This window comes from Serratia marcescens, from assembly GCF_006715005.1.
Taxonomy (GTDB): Bacteria; Pseudomonadota; Gammaproteobacteria; order Enterobacterales; family Enterobacteriaceae; genus Serratia; species Serratia montpellierensis.
This window is the reverse complement of sequence record NZ_VFMJ01000001.1, coordinates 560,804-580,672: the sequence shown is the minus strand read 5'-3', so window position 1 is coordinate 580,672 and position 19,869 is coordinate 560,804. Positions and strand designations below refer to the sequence as shown.

The following is a 19,869-nucleotide window of genomic DNA, read 5'->3' as shown; positions in this document are numbered from 1 at the left end:
GATGCTGATGAAACACACCGCCACGGTACGCTGGCAACTCTGGATAGTGGCGTTCGGCTTCTTTATGCAGACGCTGGATACCACTATCGTCAACACCGCCCTGCCCTCGATGGCCGCCAGCCTGGGGGAGAACCCGCTGCGCATGCAGTCGGTGATCGTCTCCTATGTGCTGACGGTGGCGGTAACGCTGCCGGCCAGCGGCTGGCTGGCGGACAAGGTCGGCGTACAGCGGGTGTTTTTCAGCGCCATCGTGCTGTTCACCCTCGGCTCCATTCTCTGCGCCCGTTCGGAAACCCTGAACGAACTGATCGCCTCGCGCGTGCTTCAGGGCGTCGGCGGCGCGATGATGGTGCCGGTCGGCCGTCTGACGGTGATGAAGATCGTGCCGCGCGAACAGTACATGGCAGCGATGACCTTCGTGACGCTGCCGGGCCAGATCGGCCCGCTGATGGGGCCGGCGCTGGGCGGCTTTCTGGTGCAATACGCCAGCTGGCACTGGATTTTCCTGATCAATATTCCGGTAGGCATCGTGGGCGCCATCGCCACGCTGCTGCTGATGCCCAACTACCAAATGCAGACCCGACGCTTCGACGTCAGCGGCTTTATCCTGTTGGCGATCGGCATGGCGTCGCTGACGCTGGCGCTCGACGGCCACAAAGGCATGGGGCTGTCCGGCAGCGCCATCGCCGGCCTGGTGGCGCTGGGCGTAGCGGCGCTGTTGGGGTATGTTTGGCATGCCTACGGCAATAGCCGCGCCCTGTTCTCACTGCGGCTGTTGCGCACCCCGACTTACAAGATCGGGCTGCTGGCCAGCCTGCTGGGGCGCATCGGCAGCGGCATGCTGCCGTTCATGACGCCGCTGTTCCTGCAGGTGGGCATGGGTTTCACGCCATTCCACGCCGGGCTGATGATGATCCCGATGATCATCGGCAGCATGGGCATGAAACGCATCGTGGTGCAGGTGGTCAATCGCTTCGGCTACCGCAACGTGCTGGTGGCCGCCACGCTGCTGCTGGCGCTGGTCAGCCTGAGCTTCCTGCTGGTGGCGATGCTCGGCTGGCTGTGGCTGCTGCCGGTGGTGCTGTTCTTCCAGGGGATGGTCAACTCGCTGCGCTTCTCGGCGATGAACACCCTGACGCTGAAAGATCTGCCGGACCGGCTGGCCAGCAGCGGCAACAGCCTGCTGTCGATGGTCATGCAACTGTCGATGAGCCTCGGCGTCAGCGTTGCCGGCATTTTGATCGGCAGCTTCGCCCATCACCAGGTGGTGGCCGACAGCCCGGCCATCCACAGCGCATTTATTTACAGCTACTGCTGTATGGCGTTGATTATCGCCCTGCCCGCGCTGGCCTTCGCGCGCGTGCCGGCCGATAGCGCGCCCAACCGCACGCTGACCAAAGAGCCGGGAACCGGCTCAACGAGGTTGCAATGAAGATAGGCATTACCGGGAAGCTGTTCCTGGCCATTTTCGCCGCCTGTATGCTGGTGTTAATCACCATGCATTGGGGGGTGCGCGTCAGCTTTGAGCGCGGCTTTATCGACTACATCAAGAGCAGTAACGAACAGCGCATCAACATGCTGAGCGAAGCGCTGGAGGAACAGTACAGCCACCACGGCAACTGGGTATTCCTGCGCAACAACGATCAGGTGGTCTACCAAATCATGCGTTCGTTCGAGCAGAACAGCGACAGCAGCCACAACCTGCCGCCCAAGGGTTGGCGCACCCAGTTTTGGGTGGTGGACAGCCAGTTCAATCGGCTGGTCGGGCATTCGGGTCCCTTGCCGAAAGAGGGGCCTCGCCACCCGATCCGCTACAACAACGAGATCGTCGGCTGGGTGCTCACCACCCCGGTCGAGCGCCTGACGCGCAATACCGACATCAACTTCGATCGCCAGCAGCGGCGCACCAGCTGGATTATCGTTGCGCTCTCCACCCTGTTGGCGGCGGCGGTGACCTGGCTGCTGTCACGCGGCATGCTGGCCCCGGTCAAGCGCCTGGTGGCGGGCACCCACCGCCTGGCGGCGGGGGATTTCACCACCCGCGTGGCGGTCAGCAGCCAGGATGAACTGGGCCGGCTGGCGCACGACTTCAACCAGCTGGCCACCTCGCTGGAAAAAAACGAGCAGATGCGCCGCGCCTTTATGGCCGACGTATCGCACGAGCTGCGCACGCCGCTGGCGGTGCTACGCGGCGAGCTGGAGGCGCTGCAGGACGGCGTGCGCCAGCCGACGCCGGCATCGCTCAGTTCTCTGCAGGCCGAGGTGTCTACCCTGACTAAACTGGTCGACGATCTGCACCAGCTGTCGCTTTCCGATCTCGGTGCGCTGGCCTATCGCAAATCGTCAGTGGACTGCGTGCACCTGCTGCAGATCGCCGTCGCCGCCTTCCGCGAACGCTTCCGCGCCAAAGGGCTGGAGATCGTTACGCAACTGCCGGCCCAGGCGCCGCTGTTCGGCGATCCCGATCGCCTGAACCAGCTGTTCAATAACCTGCTGGAAAACAGCCTGCGCTACACCGACGCCGGCGGCCGGCTGGAAATCAGCGCCGAGCTGCAGCCGGGGCGGCTGTTCCTCTACTGGCAGGACAGCGCGCCGGGCATCAGCGATCAGCAGCTGACGCGCATTTTCGAACGTTTCTACCGGGCGGAAGGCTCGCGTAACCGTGCCAGCGGCGGTTCCGGGCTGGGGCTGGCGATCTGCCACAACATCGTGGAAGCCCACGACGGGAAAATCCGCGCCGAGCATTCGCCTTTAGGCGGCGTGCGCATTACAGTAGAATTTGCTACCCCGATAAAAAATAAGGCGCCCTGATGGACATTCAGAATCACCCCGTGCAGATCATGATTGTTGAAGATGAGCCCAAACTGGGCCAGCTGCTGGTGGATTATCTGCAGGCGGCGGGTTACGCCACCCGCTGGCTGACCAACGGCAACGAGGTGGTGCCGACCGTGCACCAGCATCCGCCGGCGCTGATCTTGCTCGACCTGATGTTGCCGGGTGCCGACGGTCTGACGGTGTGCCGCGAGCTGCGCCGCTTCAGCGACGTGCCTATCGTCATGGTGACGGCGAAAATCGAAGAGATCGATCGCCTGCTGGGGCTGGAGATCGGCGCCGACGATTACATCTGCAAACCCTACAGCCCGCGCGAAGTGGTGGCGCGAGTGAAAACCATCCTGCGTCGCAGCTATCGGCCGCAGGAGAGCGCGCGGGAAGATGACCTGCTGCACATCGATGAGCCGCGTTTCCAGGCCAGCTATCAGGGGCAGTTGCTGGATCTGACGCCGGCGGAATTCCGCCTGCTGAAAACGCTGGCCAGCCAGCCGGGCAACGTGTTTTCACGCGAGCAGCTGCTGAACAACCTGTATGACGACTACCGGGTGGTCACCGATCGCACCATAGACAGCCACATCAAAAACCTGCGCCGCAAGCTGGAACTGATCGACGGGGAAAAATCTTTTATCCGCTCGGTATATGGCGTGGGCTACCGCTGGGAGGCCGAGCCCTGCCGGCTGGTGAATGGGGTTTAGGGGGGAAATCAGCGCGTCCAGTCTTCGACCGCCAACCCGGGCACCATGGCAAATGCGCGATCGTTGGTCACCAGCGTCGCGCCACGGCTCTGCGCGTGAGCGGCGATCAGTTGATCCAGCGCGCCCATGATTTTGCCCTTTCTCTCCATGTTCGCGCGCATTTCACCGTAGCAGCGGGCGGCCTCGCTATCCCATGCATAGACCGTCACTGCGGCCAGAAAGGCCTCGACCATGCTTTGCAACCCCTTGTTCCGCCGTTTAGCCACACCGTAAAGCAGTTCCGCTTCCGTTACGCTGGAAATGCACACGGCAGAAGGCGGAAGCTTTTCCATGATGCTTAGCACCTGCGGATGCTGCCGAAACAGGTGGCTGACGGTATTGGTATCAAACATGTACATCGCCTACTCTTCCTCTGAGAAAGGATCGCGCTCTGCAACCCCTTGCTGACGATCTTCCGCGCCAAGAAACTCTTGCGGCACCGGCGTTTGGGCGATAATGCTCAGCAGCGGTGCCCAGCTGTCCGGCTTTGCCGGATATTTGGATAAAATCACGTTTCCCTCCCGATCGCGACGGATATACACACGATCCGTATCAAATTCAAACTCCACCGGTAACCTCACCGCCTGATTTCTACCGTTTTTAAACAGCTTGGCGATTCTTTCCATCTCGACACTCCACAGCAGGCATAGGCCAAAGCATATGCCTGCAGCGTGTCGATGCCAAGATCTATCGCTCACTTTTCACTCACCTTTACGTAGCGGGCAAACGGTAACGCGCAATGCTGCTCGATGAAACCACGTAATTGTCATTATGCGGCGCACTGCGCAATCACCACGCCTTCCCTTAGCTTCCCGTGCGGCGCCGGGCGGCTCGGATGAAAACTCCGCGCCGGCGCAAAAAAACTGCGCATTTTTTAGACTAAGCTGCTGTGAGGTTTAGCCGCCGATTTTCAAGCGATTGGCTACACTTACATCACGAATCGGAACCTACAGGAGAAGAACCATGGCAATCGGTCATTACGAGCTGAAAAAAGCAAAGAACGGACAGTACCACTTCAACCTGAAAGCCAGTAACGGCGAGATCATTCTGGCCAGCGAGATGTACGCCAGCAAAGCGTCGGCGGAGAACGGTATCGCTTCGGTGCAGACCAACTCGCCGCACGAAGCGCAGTTTGAACTGAAACACAGCACCAGCAATCAGCCCTATTTTGTGCTGAAGGCCAAGAACCATCAGGTGATCGGCGTCAGCGAAATGTATAGCTCCGAAAGCGCCGCCAAAAACGGTATCCAGTCGGTGATAAAAAACGGCCCGACCACCGATATCCGCGATTTGAGCGCCTGACCCCTCGTTTCGCCCGCGCGGTGGCCGCCATCGCGCGTTTCCCGTTTGACCGGGATCAATCTCCCTTGAATAAATCCGGTTAACTGCTGATTTCTTGCCGCGCTGCGGCTACAATCCCCCGCTTTTACTGCGCCATCAGGTGGCGCGGTGCTGACCTGAAATCAGACCGAGACACACTATGTTTACACCGGAACTTCTCTCCCCGGCCGGAACGCTGAAAAACATGCGTTACGCCTTCGCCTATGGCGCCGATGCGGTTTACGCCGGCCAGCCGCGCTACAGCCTGCGGGTGCGCAACAACGAGTTCAACCACGAGAACCTGGCGCAGGGCATCAACGAAGCGCATGCGCTGGGCAAAAAATTCTACGTGGTGGTGAACATCGCCCCGCACAACGCCAAGCTGAAAACCTTTCTGCGCGATCTGAAGCCGGTTATCGATATGGGCCCGGATGCGCTGATCATGTCCGATCCCGGCCTTATCATGATGGTGCGCGAAGCCTTCCCGCAGATGGACATCCACCTGTCGGTGCAGGCCAACGCCGTTAACTGGGCGACGGTGAAGTTCTGGAAGCAAATGGGCCTGACCCGCGTGATCCTCTCGCGCGAGCTGTCGCTGGAAGAGATCGCCGAGATCCGCGCCGAAGTGCCGGACATGGAGCTGGAAATCTTCGTCCACGGCGCACTGTGCATGGCCTACTCCGGCCGCTGCCTGCTGTCGGGCTATATCAACAAGCGCGATCCTAACCAGGGTACCTGCACCAATGCCTGCCGCTGGCAGTATAAGGCTGAAGAAGGCAAAGAGGACGACACCGGCAATATCGTGCACCTGCACGAGCCGATCCCGGTGCAAACCGTCGAGCCGACGCTGGGCATCGGCGCGCCGACTGACAAGGTGTTCATGCTGTCTGAAGCGCAAAAACCAGGCGAATATATGAGCGCCTTCGAAGACGAGCACGGCACCTATATCATGAACTCCAAGGATCTGCGCGCCATCCAGCACGTGGAGCGTCTGACACAGCTCGGCGTGCACTCGCTGAAGATCGAAGGCCGCACCAAGTCCTTCTACTACTGCGCCCGCACCGCCCAGGTCTACCGTCGCGCCATCGACGACGCGGCCGCCGGCAAACCGTTCGATGCGACCCTGCTCACCACGCTGGAAGGCCTGGCACACCGCGGCTATACCGAAGGCTTCCTGCGCCGCCACGTGCACGAAGCGCAGCAGAATTACGACTACGGTTCCTCGCTCTCCGAACGCCAGCAGTTCGTCGGCGAATTCACCGGCGTGCGCCGTGATGGCTGGGCGGAAGTCGACGTGAAGAATAAGTTCGCACTCGGTGACAGCGTCGAAATGATGACGCCGGGCGGCAACGTGGTCTTCACCCTCGAAAGCATGCAAAATAAGAAAGGCGAGCCGATTGAGGTGGCGCCGGGCAACGGCCATATCGTTTATTTGCCGATCCCGCAGGATATCGATCTCAATTATGCGTTGCTGATCCGCAATTTGGCGGAAGAAAATAGCGTCGTGGCATAAAAACGAATCGCCGTCATTCGGCGGCGATTTTTAGCAAATATTAGAATTGGATCACATCAATGTGCGCGCAGCTTGGTTACTATCACGCTGCTTAAAACGAACAACGAAAATATTTGCATAGCAATACTAGGAACCACCTCCTTAGCCGGCCCAATCTCCCTTGGGCTGGCTTTTTCTTTATGGGTGCGCCTATTTTTTCGCTGCGCCTATTTCCATTATCTTTTCCCGTTATCCATTTAAATAAGAATAATAACGTCACATCGATATATAAATAACGCTACAGCGAATAATCCCTCCGTCATAAAAACTTCTCTTATTATCCTGCAAAATTCAGATAAATTCGTACCATCACCCTATTCACTGCGATGCGGGATATAAGCGGAATTAGCTGAATATTCTGATGGCCTGACGGCGGCAGCTGGTTTATCTTGAGGCATTCTTGGTTTTCCGCCGGAGGAGATCGGCAATGCCTCAACACTCACATGCAGCCGCCCTGCTTATTCTCAACGGCAAGGGCGCCGGCAACGAAGAACTGCGTCAGGCGGTCACACGGCTGCGCGAAGAGCAGGTAACGCTGCACGTACGCGTCACCTGGGAGCACGGCGACGCCGCGCGCTACGTCGCGGAAGCCGCACAGCTTGGCGTCGGCACCGTCGTCGCCGGCGGCGGTGACGGCACCATCAACGAAGTGGCCGCCGCGCTGGTGCAGCTGCCGGCGCATAACCGGCCGGCGCTGGGCATCCTGCCGCTCGGCACCGCCAACGATTTCGCCATGGCCTGCAATATTCCCCCGTCGCCGGAACAGGCGCTACAGCTGGCGATCAAGGGCCGCTCGGTGCCGATCGATCTGGCCAAGGTCAACGGCGAGCGCTACTTCATCAACATGGCCACCGGCGGCTTCGGCACCCGCATCACCACCGAAACGCCGGAGAAGCTGAAGGCGGCGTTGGGCGGCGTGTCCTACTTCGTTCACGGCTTGCTGCGCATGGATACGCTGCAGGCCGACCGCTGTGAAATCCGCGGGCCGAACTTCCACTGGGCCGGCGACGCGCTGGTGATCGGTATCGGCAACGGCAAACAGGCCGGCGGCGGCCAGGAACTGTGCCCCACAGCGCTGATCAACGACGGCCTGCTGCAGCTGCGCCTGCTGATCGCCGATGAGCTGCTGCCGGCGCTGGTCGCTGCCCTGTTCAACGACGAAGAGAGCAACAGCATCCTCAGCGCGGCGCTGCCGTGGCTCGAGATCGACGCGCCGCATGAGATCACCTTCAACCTCGACGGCGAACCGCTCAAAGGCCGTCATTTCCGCATCGAAGTGTTGCCGCAGGCCATCGAATGTCGCCTGCCGCCTAACTGCGCTCTGCTGGGCTAATTCTGTCGGGCGCAGCCGCTGCGCCCCGCATCTTCCCCCCGTTTATCTGCTTCCGCTCGCGATCAAATGTGATCCTCTCCGGCAAATCCATTAATTCATACTTGTATGGTAGTTTGTTCATGGCGTATTTTCGCGCTATCTCTCCGCAGCTACAGGATGTGAAGGTTATGAAAATCGTCAACGCCGAGGTGTTCGTCACCTGCCCGGGGCGCAATTTTGTCACGCTGAAGATCACCACCGATGAGGGCATCATCGGCCTCGGTGACGCCACGCTGAACGGGCGTGAATTGCCGGTGGCCTCTTACCTGAAAGATCATCTCTGCCCGCAGCTGATCGGCCGCGACGCACAGCGGATCGAAGACCTCTGGCAATTCTTCTACAAAGGCGCTTACTGGCGGCGCGGCCCGGTGACCATGTCGGCCATTTCTGCCGTCGACATGGCGCTGTGGGACATCAAGGCCAAGGCCGCCAACATGCCGCTGTATCAGTTGCTGGGCGGCGCATCGCGTTCGGGGGTGATGGTGTATTGCCACACTACCGGCCACTCGATCGACGAGGTGCTCGACGACTACGCCAAACATAAAGAGCAAGGCTTCAAGGCGATCCGCGTTCAATGCGGCGTGCCGGGCATGAAAACCACCTACGGCATGGCCAAGGGCAAAGGCCAGGCCTATGAGCCGGCCACCAAGGGTGACTGGCCGGAAGAACAGCTATGGTCGACGGAAAAATACCTCGATTTCACCCCCAAACTGTTCGACGCGGTGCGCAACAAGTTCGGCTTCAACGAGCATCTGCTGCACGACATGCACCATCGCCTGACGCCAATTGAAGCGGCGCGCTTCGGCAAAAGCGCCGAACCGTATCGCCTGTTCTGGATGGAAGATCCGACGCCGGCGGAAAATCAGGCCTGTTTCCGCCTGATCCGCCAGCATACCGTCACGCCGATCGCCGTCGGCGAGGTGTTCAACAGCATCTGGGACTGCAAACAGCTGATTGAAGAGCATCTGATCGACTATATCCGCACCACCCTGACGCACGCGGGCGGCATTACCGGCATGCGGCGCATCGCCGACTTCGCCTCGCTGTATCAGGTGCGTACCGGCTCCCACGGCCCTTCCGATCTGTCGCCGATCTGCATGGCGGCGGCGCTGCATTTCGATCTGTGGGTGCCGAACTTCGGCGTGCAGGAATACATGGGCTATTCCGAGCAGATGCTCGAGGTGTTTCCGCACAGCTGGACGTTCGACGACGGCTATATGCATCCGGGCGACAAGCCGGGCATCGGCATCGAATTCGATGAGAAGCTGGCGGCCCGTTACCCGTATGAACCGGCCTACCTGCCGGTCGCACGTCTGGAGGATGGCACCTTATGGAATTGGTAAACACCATGCGCAGCGTCGTGATCGAACAGCCCGGGCGCCTGGCGCTGCAGACGCGCGCGCTGCCGCAGCCGACGGCCGGCGAGGTGCGGGTCAAGGTGAAATTCGCCGGCATCTGCGGCTCCGACGTCCACATCTATCACGGCCATAACCCGTTCGCCCGCTACCCACGGGTGATCGGCCACGAGTTCTTCGGCCTGATCGAGGCGCTGGGCGAAGGCGTCGATCCGGCCCGCCTCGGCGAACGCGTCTCGGTAGACCCGGTGGTGAGCTGCGGCCACTGCTATCCCTGTTCGGTCGGCCGCCCCAACGTCTGCACCTCGCTGCAGGTGATCGGCGTGCACCGCGACGGCGGCTTCAGCGACTACGCCTGCGTGCCGGCGCGCAACGCCTACCCGGTTCCACCCGCCATCAGCGATCGCCACGCCGCGATGATCGAACCGTTCAGCATCGCCGCCAACATCACCGCCCATCTGCAACCGCGCCCCGACGACATCGCGCTGATCTACGGCGCCGGGCCGATGGGGCTCACGGTGATCCAGACGCTGAAAGGCGTGTACGGCGTCAAGCAGGTGTGGGTCGTCGATCGCATCGCCGAGCGGTTGGACATGGCGCGCGCCAACGGTGCTGATGAAGTGTTCAACAACGCCGAGGCCGCATTGCCGCAGGCGCTGCAGCAGCGCGGCATTCAGCCGACGCTGATCGTCGATGCCGCCTGCCACCCCGCCATTTTACCGGAGGCGATCGCGCTGGCGTCGCCGGCGGCGCGCATCGGCATCATGGGCTTTTCCGGCGAGGCCTGCACCCTGACCCAGCAGAGTATTACCAGCAAGGAGCTGTCGATCTTCTCCTCGCGCCTGAACAGCGCGCGCTTCCCGCAGGTGATCGCCTGGATGGCGGACGGCAAGCTAGACCCGGAGCGGCTGCTCACCCACTGCGTGCCCGCCGACGACGTCGAACGGGCGATGCTGATGTTCGAGCGGGATCAGCGCACCTGCTGCAAGGTACTGCTGCAGTTCGAGTAACGTCACGGCAGCATCGGGGCATTGGGCGGCCCCCGCCGCCCGTGCAAACAACGAAGCATCACGATTAAAACAACACCCAGTGGAGTGCTTTATGTTTAAAAACCTGCGTTGGACCATCGTGTTCCTGCTGTTCATGGTCTACATGATCAACTACCTCGATCGCGTGGCGCTGTCGATCACCGTGCCGATGATCGAACAGGATCTGATGCTGAACGCCGAACAGTTCGGCCTGATCTTCGGCAGCTTCTTCTTCGGCTACGCCATCTTCAACTTCGTCGGCGGGCTGGCGGTCGACCGTTTCGGCCCGACGCTGGTGCTGGGCGTGGCGGTCGGCCTGTGGTCTCTCTTCTGCGGCATGACGGCGATCGCCACCGGTTTTTACTCGATGCTGATCCTGCGCGTCCTGTTCGGCATGGCCGAAGGGCCGATCTGCGCCTCGGCCAACAAGATGATCAACGGCTGGTTCCCGAAGAAGCAGGCGGCGACCGCCATGGGCCTGCTCAGCGCAGGTTCGCCATTAGGCGGCGCGGTGGCCGGGCCGATCGTCGGCTATCTGGCGCTGGCGTTCGGCTGGCGGCCGGCGTTTATGATCATCTGCGCCATCGGCATCGTCTGGATGCTGGTGTGGTTCTTCGTGGTGGCGGATAACCCGGCGAAAAGCCAACGCGTCAGCAACGAAGAACGGGCGCTGATCGCACAGTTGAAACAGGAAAATCTCGGCGAGGAAAGCGCGCTGAGCGACGCCGCTCACGGGCTGGGTTACTACCTGAAGCAGCCGATCATTCTGGTCACCGCCTTCGCCTTCTTCTGCTACAACTACATTCTGTTCTTCTTCCTGAGCTGGTTCCCTTCGTATCTGGTGCAGGCGCACAACCTGAACATCAAAGAGATGAGCCTGACCACGATGATCCCGTGGATCGTCGGCTTCGTCGGGCTGGCACTCGGCGGCTATATTTCCGACAAAATCTTTAACATCACCGGCAAATTGCTGCTGTCGCGCAAGATCGTGCTGGTCACCAGCCTGCTGGCGGCGGCGGTGTGCGTGGCGTTGGCAGGCACCGTCAGCAGCGTGGTGCCGGCGGTGATGCTGATGTCGGTGTCGATCTTCTTCCTTTACATCACCGGCGCCCTCTACTGGGCGATCATCCAGGACGTGGTGCATAAATCCCGGGTCGGCGGCGCCAGCGGGTTCATTCATTTGATCGGCAGCGTCTCCGGCATCATCGGGCCGATCGTCACCGGCTACATCGTACAGAACACCGGCAAATTCGACAGCGCCTTTATGCTGGCGGGCGGCGTCGCCGCGCTGGGCGCGCTGCTGGTGCTGCTGGTGATCAAGGCGCCGCGCGCAACGGCGGGCGTGCAAATCTTAAAACCCTAACGCCAGACGGGGCGGCTTCGCCCCTTTGCTTACCTCTCCAGGGACATTGAACATGAGACTTTCCGACCACAGCGGGCTGCCGGCCGCCGTTATCCGGCCCGGCTACGCACGTGAGCGCGTGAAACCGCGCATGGTGCATATCGGCTTCGGCGCGTTTCACCGCGCGCACCAGGCGGTGTACGCCGACAGGCTGGCCAGCGAGCATGGCAGCGACTGGGGCTACTGCGAAATCAGCATACAGCACGGCCAGCAAAAGATCGCCGATCTACGGCAACAGGACCTGCTGTTCTCGGTGGCGGAGATGGACGACGACGGCTGGCGGGGCCGGATCATCGGCGTGGTGCGCCAGGCGCTGCACCTGCAAACCGACGGGCTGGCGGCGGTGCTGGCGGCCCTGACGCAGCCTGAGATCGCCATCGTCTCGCTGACCATCAGCGAAAAGGGCTATTGCCACCACCCCGCCAGCGGCCGGCTGATGGCGGAACATCCGGCGATCGCGCATGATATCGCCCACCCGGCACAGCCACAGTCGGCGCCGGGGCTGCTGCTGGCGGCGCTGCGCCTGCGCCGCGAACGCGGGCTGCCGCCCTTCGCCGTGATGTCCTGCGACAATATGCCGGCCAACGGCCGGGTCACGCGCCAGGTGCTGCTCGACCTGGCGCAGCGGCAGGATCCGGCGCTGGCCGACTGGGTGCGTCAAGAGGTCGCCTTCCCTTCCACCATGGTGGATCGCATTGTGCCGGCAGTAACGCCGGAGACCCGCCGGCAGTTGCACGCCTGGCTGGGCGGCGTCGAGGATGAGGTCGGCGTGGCCTGCGAGCCGTTCAGCCAGTGGGTCATTGAGGACTGCTTTCCCCAGGGGCGACCGGCCTGGGAAAAGGTCGGCGCCGAGCTGGTGAGCGACGTGCTGCCGTATGAGGAGATGAAGCTGCGCATGCTGAACGGCAGCCATTCGTTCCTCGCCTACCTCGGCTATCTGGCCGGTTATCAGCACGTCGGCGACTGTATGCTGGATGCGGATTTTGTCCGCGCCGCCCGTCACCTGATGCTGGCGGAACAGGCGCCGACTCTGCAGGTGCCGAACGTCGATTTGGCGCAGTATGCCGACTCGCTGCTGCAGCGTTACCGCAACCGCGTGCTGAAGCACCGCACCGCGCAGATCGCCATGGACGGCACGCAGAAGCTGCCCCAGCGGCTGCTGGATGCGATCCGCTGGCATCTGGCGCGCGGCAGCCGCTTCGACTGCCTGGCGCTGGGCGTCGCCGGCTGGATGCGCTACGTCGGCGGCCGCGATGAGCAAGGCGCGCCGATCGACATCAGCGATCCGCTGCGCGAGCGCCTCGCCGCGTTGGTCGCCGGCAGCGAGGAAGGCCGGCCCCGCGTCCTGGCGCTGCTGCAGCTCGACAGCGTCTTCGGCCAGGATCTGCCCGATTCGCCTGACTTCGTCCGCGCCGTCAGCCACGCTTATCATCAACTGCTGAGCCTGGGGGCCAAAGCCGCCGTCGCCGCTCTGCCGCTTACCGACCGGGAGGTTTCCGATGACCGTCACCACGCATAACGCCGTCAATACCGGCAATCAACCGCTGCTGCGGCGAGTCGCCAGCGCTTCGGCCATCGGCACCGCCGCCGAATATTATGATTTCTTCGCTTACGGCACCGCCGCGGTGCTGTTCTTCGGCCAGCTGTTTTTCCCCAGCGCCGATCCGCTGATCAGCACGCTGGCGGCCTTCGCCACCTACGCGGTCGGTTTCCTGGCGCGCCCGCTGGGCGGCATCGTGTTCGGCCACATCGGCGACAAGGTCGGCCGCAAGAAGGCACTGGTGATCACCATCCTGATCGTCGGCCTCGGCACCTTCTGCATCGGCCTGCTGCCCACCTATGAGCAGATCGGCATCTGGGCGCCGCTCGCGCTGATCTTTATCCGCGTGCTGCAGGGCTTCGGCGTCGGCGGCGAACAGGCCGGCGCGGTGCTGATGACCGCCGAATACGCACCGGCGCCGCGGCGCGGTTTCTACGCCAGCTGGGTACAGATCGGCGCGCCCGCCGGTTTCCTGCTGCCATCGGGGCTGTTCGCGCTGCTGACCGCCGTGCTGTCGCCGGCGCAGATGCTGGACTGGGGCTGGCGCATTCCGTTCCTGCTCAGCCTGCTGCTGGTGATCGTCGGGCTGTTTATTCGCCTGAAGATCGACGAGTCGCCGGTGTTTACCCAGATCCGCGCCACCAAGGCGGTGGAGAGCCGGCCAGTGGTGGAAGTAGCCCGCCGCTACCCCGGCCTTATCGGCAAAGGGGTGTGCGCCAAGCTGATTGAAGCCTGCGCCTTCGCCATGTTCACGGTGATCGTGCTGGCCTATGGCAAGGCCAACCACCTCAACGAAAGCATTCTGCTGGAGGCGATGATCGTGGCGGTGCTGCTGGAGATTTTCGCCATTCCGCTGATGGGCCGCCTCTCCGATCGGCTGGGGCGCAAACCGGTGTACATCGCCGGCGCGCTGCTGCAGGTGGTGTGCATCGTGCCGTTCTTTATGGCGATCAACCTCGATAGTTTCTGGGTGACGCAGATCGCCATGATCGTGGTGCTGACCTTCGGCCACAGCATGTGCTACGCGCCACAGGCCTCCTACTTCCCGGAGCTGTTCCCCACCCGCGTGCGCTGCAGCGGCATCGCGCTGATCTGGCAGATAGGATCGCTGATCGGCAGCGGCATTCTGGGGCTGCTGGCGGTGAAGATCCTGCAGGTGACCGGCGGCCACTACTACGGGCTGGCGGGGTACATGATGGTGCTGGGCGTGGTGTCGGCCATCGGCCTGAGCCTGATGCCGGAAACCGCGCCGGGGCGGCGCAAGCAGGAATATCAGGATTGGCATCACTGAGTTACCCTACCCGGCGGGTGGATTTATCCCCCCGCCCTCAACCAATAATCTGCTAGTATGGTGGCATTCGAATTCCAGCCAGATGCCTGATTGTCGCCATGTCTGAAACGTACAGTCTCACCAATAACGTCCCGGTCAACCAGCAGATCTATCGCTTCCTGCGCAAGGATATCGTCGACTGCACCATCCCCCCCGGCACCCTGTTGTCCGAGAAAGAGATTTCCACGCGCTTTTGCGTTTCGCGCCAGCCGGTGCGCGAAGCCTTCATCAAGCTGGCGGAGGCCGGCCTGGTGCAGATCCTGCCGCAGCGCGGCACCTTCGTGATGAAAATCTCCGCCAAGCGCGTGGCCGACGGGCGCTTTATTCGTCAGGCGGTGGAATGCGCCATCGTGCGCCGCGCAGCGGAGCGCGCCACCCCGGCGCAGCTGATGACGCTGGAGCATAACCTGCACCGTCAGGCGCTGGCGGCGCAGAATGGGCAGACGCGCGAGTTTCTGGCGCTGGACGATGAATTCCACCAGCTGCTGACCCAGTTCGCCGACTGCCCGCTGGCGTGGGAGACCATCGAAACCATCAAGGCCACCATGGATCGGGTGCGTTTCCTCAGCCTGAGCGAAGTCTCGCCGCCGGAGAGCCTGATCAAGCAGCACTACCGCATCTACGAGGCGCTGAAAGCGCGCGATGCCGAGGCGGCGGAGCGCGCCATCCACGATCACCTGCAGGAGATGATCTACTCCATCACCCCGATCGCCCTGCAGAACACCGAGTGGTTCGAGATCGAATAATCAATCGTTTAGCGCGCCGGGGGCGATCGTCCCCGCGTATTTGGCCTCGCAAATGGCATTTCCTCTCAATCGCATCTATTGTTTGTCCTTGCCGGATCAAGTTCGGTAGTATCGCTTTACAGCTTCAATCACCGCTTTTTTACTTCGCCGGTGGTCAAAAACCCTTGCATTGCCGGTGTATGAAGAAGCTTAATCGGGAGTGAATCATGACTGATATTGTGCAGTTGCTAGGAAAGGAAGCGGAAGATCTGCTGCAACACCGCTGTACCACTATCCCCGCCGAGAATCTCTACCTGCCGGGCGCCGACTTCGTCGACCGCGTAATGATCGATAACAACCGTCCCAACAGCGTGCTGCGTTCGATGCAAACCCTGTTCAACCACGGCCGCCTGGCCGGCACCGGCTACCTGTCGATCCTGCCGGTCGATCAGGGCATCGAGCACTCCGCCGCCGCCTCGTTCGCCGCCAACCCGCTGTATTTCGATCCGAAGAACATCGTCGAGCTGGCGATTGAAGCTGGCTGTAACTGCGTCGCCTCCACTTACGGCGTGCTGGCGTCGGTATCGCGCCGCTACGCGCACAAGATCCCGTTCCTGGTCAAACTCAACCACAACGAAACGCTGAGCTACCCGACCCAGTACGACCAGACCCTGTACGCCAGCGTCGAGCAGGCGTTCAACATGGGCGCGGTGGCGGTCGGCGCCACCATTTACTTCGGCTCCGAGCAGTCGCGCCGCCAGATCGAAGAGATCTCGATCGCCTTCGAGCGCGCGCATGAGCTGGGCATGGTCACCGTGTTGTGGGCCTATCTGCGTAACCCGGCGTTCACCAAGGACGGCGTGGACTACCACTCCAGCGCCGATCTGACCGGCCAGGCTAACCACATCGCCGCCACCATCGGCGCCGACATCGTCAAACAGAAAATGGCGGAAAACAACGGCGGCTACCGTGCGGTGAAATTCGGCTATACCGACGATCGCGTCTACAACAAACTGACCACCGATCACCCTATCGATCTGGTGCGCTACCAGCTGGCCAACTGCTACATGGGCCGCGCTGGGCTGATCAACTCCGGCGGCGCCGCCGGTGAGAACGACCTGCAGGAATCGGTGCGCACCGCGGTGATCAACAAACGCGCCGGCGGCATGGGCCTGATCCTGGGGCGCAAGGCGTTCAAGAAATCGATGAAAGACGGCGTGGCGCTGATCAACGCCGTGCAAGACGCCTACCTGGACAAGAAGGTCACTATCGCCTGATGTGACGGACCGTCTGTCCCAAAGCCCGGCTCGCCGGGCTTTTTTGTGCCCGCTTTCTCCCCCTCCTGCCACAGAACTTCTCTTTCTTTCACTTTAAACTTTCAAAATAAAATATTTATCTTTCAAATTGTGATCTATTTAAAACAAATAACCCAACAAAGTGACTACTGTAAGGCCCATGGCGACAGAGCCGCCGTTCGCTCCAGGCCATATCAGTCCATTACAGGAGAACATAATGATTGAGCTAATCACCCACGGCGCCGAGTGGTTTATCGGCCTGTTTCAGAAAGGCGGTGAAGTGTTTGTCGGCATGGTGACCGGCATTTTACCTTTGTTGATCAGCCTGTTGGTAATCATGAACGCGCTGATCAAATTTGTTGGCCAGGAACGTATCGAACGATTGGCGCAGCGCTGCGCGGGCAACCCCGTCTCGCGCTATCTGCTGCTGCCGCTGATCGGCACCTTTGTCTTCTGCAACCCGATGACCCTCAGCCTGGGGCGCTTCATGCCGGAGAAATACAAGCCGAGCTACTACGCGGCGGCCTCCTACAGCTGCCACTCGATGAACGGCCTGTTCCCGCACATCAACCCCGGCGAGCTGTTCGTTTACCTCGGTATCGCCAGCGGCCTGACCACCCTCGGCCTGCCGCTCGGCCCGCTGGCGGTGAGCTATTTCCTAGTGGGGCTGTTCACCAACTTCTTCCGCGGCTGGGTCACCGATCTGACCACCAGCCTGTTCGAACGCAAGATGGGCATCCGTCTGGATCGCCAGGTGCAACTTTAATTCGTGGAGTGCAGCATGAGTGCTTATATCCGTATTGAAAAAGGCGCCAGCGGCTGGGGTGGCCCCCTGGAGCTGCCGATAGAGCCCGGCAAGAAAGTGGTGTACATCACCGCCGGCACCCGGCCTTCGATCGTCGATCGCCTCAGCGAATTGACCGGCTGGCCGGCCGTCGACGGTTTCAAAGAGGGCGAGCCGCCGGCGGAAGAGATCGGCGTGGCGGTGATCGACTGCGGTGGCACCCTGCGCTGCGGCCTGTACCCGAAACGCCGCATTCCGACGGTCAACATCCACGCCACCGGCCAGTCCGGCCCGCTGGCGCAGTTTATCCTCGAAGACATCTATGTCTCCGGCGTGCGCGACCACAACATCAGCCGAATCGAAGCGGCAGATAGCCAATCCGCCGCCGTTGCAGCACCGCCCAAGGCGCGCGACTACGACACCAGCAAGAAGATCACCGAGCAAAGCGACGGGCTGCTGGCGAAGGTCGGCATGGGCATGGGATCGGTGGTGGCGGTGTTCTTCCAGGCCGGGCGCGACACCATCGACACCGTGCTGAAGACCATCCTGCCGTTTATGGCGTTCGTCTCGGCCTTGATCGGCATCATCATGGCCTCCGGCCTCGGGGACTTTATCGCTCACGGCCTGACGCCGCTCGCCAACAGCCCGATCGGCCTGGTGACGCTGGCGCTGATCTGCTCATTCCCGCTGCTGTCGCCGTTCCTCGGCCCCGGCGCGGTTATCGCCCAGGTGATCGGCGTGCTGGTCGGGGTGCAGATCGGCCTCGGCCATATTCCGCCGCAGCTGGCGCTGCCCGCGCTGTTCGCCATCAACGCGCAGGCCGCCTGCGACTTCATTCCGGTCGGCCTGTCGCTGGCGGAAGCCAAGCAGGACACCGTGCGGGTCGGCGTACCCTCGGTGCTGGTCGGCCGCTTCCTGACCGGCGCGCCGACGGTGTTGATCGCCTGGGCCGCCTCGGCCTTTATTTATCAATAATTTGATTCCCAGGGAGACGTTTATGCACACCATTTTTCATACCACCATCACGCAGATCGGCGGCTGCGCCCGCGACGCGTTGCTGGACAACATGCTGATCACCTTCCGTGAAGGCGCGCCGGCGGATATCGAAGAGTTCTGCTTCATCCACCGCCACGGCGCGACCGCCGGTGAGCTGCAGGTCGGCGGCGTGATGGAACTGGCGCAGCAGCGCTACGCCATCACCGCCGTCGGCAGCGTTGCCACGCAGAATCTGCGCGAGCTGGGCCACATCACCGTGCGCTTCGACGGCGAAGCCGAAGCCGAATTCCCCGGCTCGATCCACGTATCCGGCCCGACGCCGACCGATATCCCGTTGGGCAGCACGCTGTCATTTATCGCATAAGGAGTAGACCATGTCTGAAGTAGCTGTAGTGATTGGCGGCGGCCAAACGTTAGGCGCCTTTTTGTCCCACGGGCTGGCGCAGGCCGGTTATCGGGTGGCGGTGGCCGATCTGAACGCCGACAATGCCAATCAGGTGGCACAGCAGATCAACGAAGCGTTTGGCGCAGGCAGCGCCTGCGGTTTTCAGGTCGACGCCACCGACGAACAAAGCGTGATCGCGCTGGCGGCGGCGGTTGACCGGACATTCGGCCAGGCCAACCTGCTGGTGTACAGCGCCGGCATCGCCAAGGCGGCGCCGATCACCGACTTCCCGCTGGGCGACTTCGACCGCTCGCTGCAGGTGAACCTGGTGGGTTATTTCCTCTGCGCCCGCGAATTCTCGCGCCTGATGATCCGTGACGGCATCGCCGGGCGCATCATTCAGATCAACTCCAAGTCCGGCAAGGTCGGCAGCAAGCACAACTCCGGCTACAGCGCCGCCAAGTTCGGCGGCGTGGGGCTGACGCAGTCGCTGGCGCTCGATCTGGCGGAGTACGGCATCACCGTGCATTCGCTGATGCTCGGCAACCTGCTGAAATCGCCGATGTTCCAGTCGCTGCTGCCGCAGTACGCGCAAAAACTGGGCATCGCGCCGGAACAGGTGGAGCAGTACTACATCGACAAGGTGCCGCTGAAACGCGGCTGCGACTACCAGGACGTGCTGAACACCCTGCTGTTCTACGCCAGCGACAAGGCCTCTTACTGCACCGGCCAGTCGATCAACATCACCGGCGGCCAGGTGATGTTCTGACGCCATCGACGCCCCCTTCCGCCGAAGGGGGCCTAAGGAGAATCCCATGACTCAAGCTCTGATCGCCTTCGCGCTGCTGGCCTGGCTGCTGCAAATCGCCTTCGGCTGGTGGCAACTGCAGCGCTTCAATCGCGCCTTCGACGGCCTGTGCCAACTGGGCGCCGTCGGCGTCGGCCGTTCCGGCGGCCGTTTCCGCCCGCGGGTGGTGCTGGCGCTGGCCTTCGATGCCGATCGGCGGGTGTGCGGCAGCCTGTTGCTGCGCGGCCTGACCGTTTTCGCCCGGCCCCGCCCGCTGCCTCGATTGCACGGTTTGCATCAGCGGGATTTGCGCCCGGATGTGATCTTCCCCGAGGATCGCGCATGCCAGTCTGCACTATCGTTAGCGATTGAACCCAAATCGTGATATTTTCACATTAAAAGGCATTACCTTTCATAGTGAATTATTCAGCG

The 19,869-nt window shown here is 61.8% G+C and carries 20 protein-coding genes; 18 read left to right on the top strand and 2 right to left on the bottom strand.

The window, feature by feature from the left end; genetic code table 11:
* The first annotated feature begins 1 nt into the window (after window position 1).
* From FHU12_RS02830 to baeR, 3 genes are read left to right on the top strand one after another with little or no spacing between them, the layout of a single operon-like run.
* Window positions 2-1,432 carry an MFS transporter gene (locus tag FHU12_RS02830; protein ID WP_141967286.1) on the top strand — a complete coding sequence of 477 codons (1,431 nt, stop codon included), beginning with the start codon at window positions 2-4 and terminating at the stop codon, window positions 1,430-1,432.
* A complete protein-coding gene (gene baeS, locus FHU12_RS02825; protein WP_141967284.1) occupies window positions 1,429-2,811 on the top strand; it encodes an envelope stress sensor histidine kinase BaeS in 1,383 nt (460 codons plus the stop codon). Before FHU12_RS02830 ends, baeS begins: the two co-directional genes overlap by 4 nt.
* On the top strand, window positions 2,811-3,527 hold the full coding sequence (baeR, locus tag FHU12_RS02820; RefSeq protein ID WP_060441150.1) for an envelope stress response regulator BaeR: 717 nt from the start codon (window positions 2,811-2,813) through the stop codon (window positions 3,525-3,527). Before baeS ends, baeR begins: the two co-directional genes overlap by 1 nt.
* Before the next feature lie 8 nt (window positions 3,528-3,535).
* Here the strand turns inward: baeR and FHU12_RS02815 are convergent, their stop codons facing one another.
* Window positions 3,536-3,925 carry a type II toxin-antitoxin system VapC family toxin gene (locus FHU12_RS02815; protein WP_141967279.1) on the bottom strand — a complete coding sequence of 130 codons (390 nt, stop codon included), beginning with the start codon at window positions 3,923-3,925 and terminating at the stop codon, window positions 3,536-3,538.
* Window positions 3,926-3,928: 3 nt separating this feature from the next.
* Complete coding sequence (locus FHU12_RS02810) at window positions 3,929-4,192, bottom strand: antitoxin (protein WP_049204860.1); 264 nt, start codon at window positions 4,190-4,192, stop codon at window positions 3,929-3,931.
* A 337-nt stretch (window positions 4,193-4,529) separates the two neighbouring features.
* Here FHU12_RS02810 and FHU12_RS02805 point away from each other — a divergent pair, with 337 nt between their 5' ends.
* The 15 genes from FHU12_RS02805 (at window position 4,530) to gutM (ending at window position 19,822) form a co-directional block, all read left to right on the top strand.
* Window positions 4,530-4,868 (top strand): YegP family protein, encoded by a 339-nt coding sequence (locus tag FHU12_RS02805; protein WP_033644064.1) that lies wholly within the window; start codon window positions 4,530-4,532, stop codon window positions 4,866-4,868.
* A 178-nt stretch (window positions 4,869-5,046) separates the two neighbouring features.
* The gene (gene trhP / locus FHU12_RS02800) at window positions 5,047-6,399 is read left to right on the top strand and encodes a prephenate-dependent tRNA uridine(34) hydroxylase TrhP (RefSeq protein WP_141967277.1); all 1,353 of its coding nucleotides are present in this window, start codon (window positions 5,047-5,049) and stop codon (window positions 6,397-6,399) included.
* Between the two features lie 466 nt (window positions 6,400-6,865).
* Complete coding sequence (gene yegS / locus FHU12_RS02795; protein WP_141967275.1) at window positions 6,866-7,771, top strand: lipid kinase YegS; 906 nt, start codon at window positions 6,866-6,868, stop codon at window positions 7,769-7,771.
* Between the two features lie 167 nt (window positions 7,772-7,938).
* Window positions 7,939-9,153, top strand: coding sequence for a D-mannonate dehydratase ManD (manD, locus tag FHU12_RS02790; RefSeq protein WP_141967273.1), 1,215 nt, complete (start codon window positions 7,939-7,941; stop codon window positions 9,151-9,153).
* A gap of 5 nt (window positions 9,154-9,158) precedes the next feature.
* Window positions 9,159-10,175 (top strand): Zn-dependent oxidoreductase, encoded by a 1,017-nt coding sequence (locus FHU12_RS02785; RefSeq protein ID WP_185742353.1) that lies wholly within the window; start codon window positions 9,159-9,161, stop codon window positions 10,173-10,175.
* A gap of 91 nt (window positions 10,176-10,266) precedes the next feature.
* Complete coding sequence (locus tag FHU12_RS02780; protein ID WP_141967270.1) at window positions 10,267-11,556, top strand: MFS transporter; 1,290 nt, start codon at window positions 10,267-10,269, stop codon at window positions 11,554-11,556.
* 52 nt (window positions 11,557-11,608) lie between these two features.
* Window positions 11,609-13,114 (top strand): mannitol dehydrogenase family protein, encoded by a 1,506-nt coding sequence (locus FHU12_RS02775; protein ID WP_141967268.1) that lies wholly within the window; start codon window positions 11,609-11,611, stop codon window positions 13,112-13,114.
* Window positions 13,095-14,426 carry an MFS transporter gene (locus tag FHU12_RS02770; RefSeq protein WP_141967266.1) on the top strand — a complete coding sequence of 444 codons (1,332 nt, stop codon included), beginning with the start codon at window positions 13,095-13,097 and terminating at the stop codon, window positions 14,424-14,426. The genes FHU12_RS02775 and FHU12_RS02770 overlap by 20 nt, the downstream gene beginning before the upstream one ends.
* A gap of 98 nt (window positions 14,427-14,524) precedes the next feature.
* Window positions 14,525-15,211 (top strand): GntR family transcriptional regulator, encoded by a 687-nt coding sequence (locus FHU12_RS02765; RefSeq protein WP_025303872.1) that lies wholly within the window; start codon window positions 14,525-14,527, stop codon window positions 15,209-15,211.
* Between the two features lie 206 nt (window positions 15,212-15,417).
* On the top strand, window positions 15,418-16,467 hold the full coding sequence (gene fbaB, locus FHU12_RS02760) for a class I fructose-bisphosphate aldolase (RefSeq protein ID WP_043137996.1): 1,050 nt from the start codon (window positions 15,418-15,420) through the stop codon (window positions 16,465-16,467).
* A 235-nt stretch (window positions 16,468-16,702) separates the two neighbouring features.
* Window positions 16,703-17,251, top strand: coding sequence for a PTS glucitol/sorbitol transporter subunit IIC (gene srlA, locus FHU12_RS02755; RefSeq protein WP_004941528.1), 549 nt, complete (start codon window positions 16,703-16,705; stop codon window positions 17,249-17,251).
* A gap of 15 nt (window positions 17,252-17,266) precedes the next feature.
* Window positions 17,267-18,244, top strand: a complete 978-nt coding sequence (srlE, locus tag FHU12_RS02750) for a PTS glucitol/sorbitol transporter subunit IIB (protein ID WP_141967264.1) — start codon at window positions 17,267-17,269, stop codon at window positions 18,242-18,244.
* A 22-nt stretch (window positions 18,245-18,266) separates the two neighbouring features.
* Entirely contained in the window at window positions 18,267-18,629 is a 363-nt protein-coding gene (gene srlB / locus FHU12_RS02745; protein WP_004941520.1) for a PTS glucitol/sorbitol transporter subunit IIA, read from the top strand.
* Window positions 18,630-18,639: 10 nt separating this feature from the next.
* Window positions 18,640-19,419, top strand: a complete 780-nt coding sequence (srlD, locus tag FHU12_RS02740; protein WP_141967262.1) for a sorbitol-6-phosphate dehydrogenase — start codon at window positions 18,640-18,642, stop codon at window positions 19,417-19,419.
* Between the two features lie 46 nt (window positions 19,420-19,465).
* Entirely contained in the window at window positions 19,466-19,822 is a 357-nt protein-coding gene (gene gutM / locus FHU12_RS02735; RefSeq protein WP_141967260.1) for a transcriptional regulator GutM, read from the top strand.
* The last annotated feature ends 47 nt before the right edge of the window (window positions 19,823-19,869 follow it).

Excerpts from the sequence above, each read along its gene's own strand:
- FHU12_RS02830 (WP_141967286.1), top strand. The coding sequence starts at position 2 with ATGCTGATGAAACACACCGCCACGGTACGCTGGCAACTCTGGATAGTG.
- srlB (WP_004941520.1), top strand. The coding sequence starts at position 18,267 with ATGCACACCATTTTTCATACCACCATCACGCAGATCGGCGGCTGCGCC.
- FHU12_RS02785 (WP_185742353.1), top strand. The coding sequence starts at position 9,159 with ATGCGCAGCGTCGTGATCGAACAGCCCGGGCGCCTGGCGCTGCAGACG.
- FHU12_RS02815 (WP_141967279.1), bottom strand. The coding sequence starts at position 3,925 with ATGTACATGTTTGATACCAATACCGTCAGCCACCTGTTTCGGCAGCAT.
- FHU12_RS02805 (WP_033644064.1), top strand. The coding sequence starts at position 4,530 with ATGGCAATCGGTCATTACGAGCTGAAAAAAGCAAAGAACGGACAGTAC.
- baeR (WP_060441150.1), top strand. The coding sequence starts at position 2,811 with ATGGACATTCAGAATCACCCCGTGCAGATCATGATTGTTGAAGATGAG.
- FHU12_RS02765 (WP_025303872.1), top strand. The coding sequence starts at position 14,525 with ATGTCTGAAACGTACAGTCTCACCAATAACGTCCCGGTCAACCAGCAG.
- manD (WP_141967273.1), top strand. The coding sequence starts at position 7,939 with ATGAAAATCGTCAACGCCGAGGTGTTCGTCACCTGCCCGGGGCGCAAT.
- trhP (WP_141967277.1), top strand. The coding sequence starts at position 5,047 with ATGTTTACACCGGAACTTCTCTCCCCGGCCGGAACGCTGAAAAACATG.
- FHU12_RS02775 (WP_141967268.1), top strand. The coding sequence starts at position 11,609 with ATGAGACTTTCCGACCACAGCGGGCTGCCGGCCGCCGTTATCCGGCCC.
- srlE (WP_141967264.1), top strand. The coding sequence starts at position 17,267 with ATGAGTGCTTATATCCGTATTGAAAAAGGCGCCAGCGGCTGGGGTGGC.
- yegS (WP_141967275.1), top strand. The coding sequence starts at position 6,866 with ATGCCTCAACACTCACATGCAGCCGCCCTGCTTATTCTCAACGGCAAG.
- FHU12_RS02810 (WP_049204860.1), bottom strand. The coding sequence starts at position 4,192 with ATGGAAAGAATCGCCAAGCTGTTTAAAAACGGTAGAAATCAGGCGGTG.
- fbaB (WP_043137996.1), top strand. The coding sequence starts at position 15,418 with ATGACTGATATTGTGCAGTTGCTAGGAAAGGAAGCGGAAGATCTGCTG.
- gutM (WP_141967260.1), top strand. The coding sequence starts at position 19,466 with ATGACTCAAGCTCTGATCGCCTTCGCGCTGCTGGCCTGGCTGCTGCAA.
- FHU12_RS02780 (WP_141967270.1), top strand. The coding sequence starts at position 10,267 with ATGTTTAAAAACCTGCGTTGGACCATCGTGTTCCTGCTGTTCATGGTC.
- srlA (WP_004941528.1), top strand. The coding sequence starts at position 16,703 with ATGATTGAGCTAATCACCCACGGCGCCGAGTGGTTTATCGGCCTGTTT.
- srlD (WP_141967262.1), top strand. The coding sequence starts at position 18,640 with ATGTCTGAAGTAGCTGTAGTGATTGGCGGCGGCCAAACGTTAGGCGCC.
- FHU12_RS02770 (WP_141967266.1), top strand. The coding sequence starts at position 13,095 with ATGACCGTCACCACGCATAACGCCGTCAATACCGGCAATCAACCGCTG.
- baeS (WP_141967284.1), top strand. The coding sequence starts at position 1,429 with ATGAAGATAGGCATTACCGGGAAGCTGTTCCTGGCCATTTTCGCCGCC.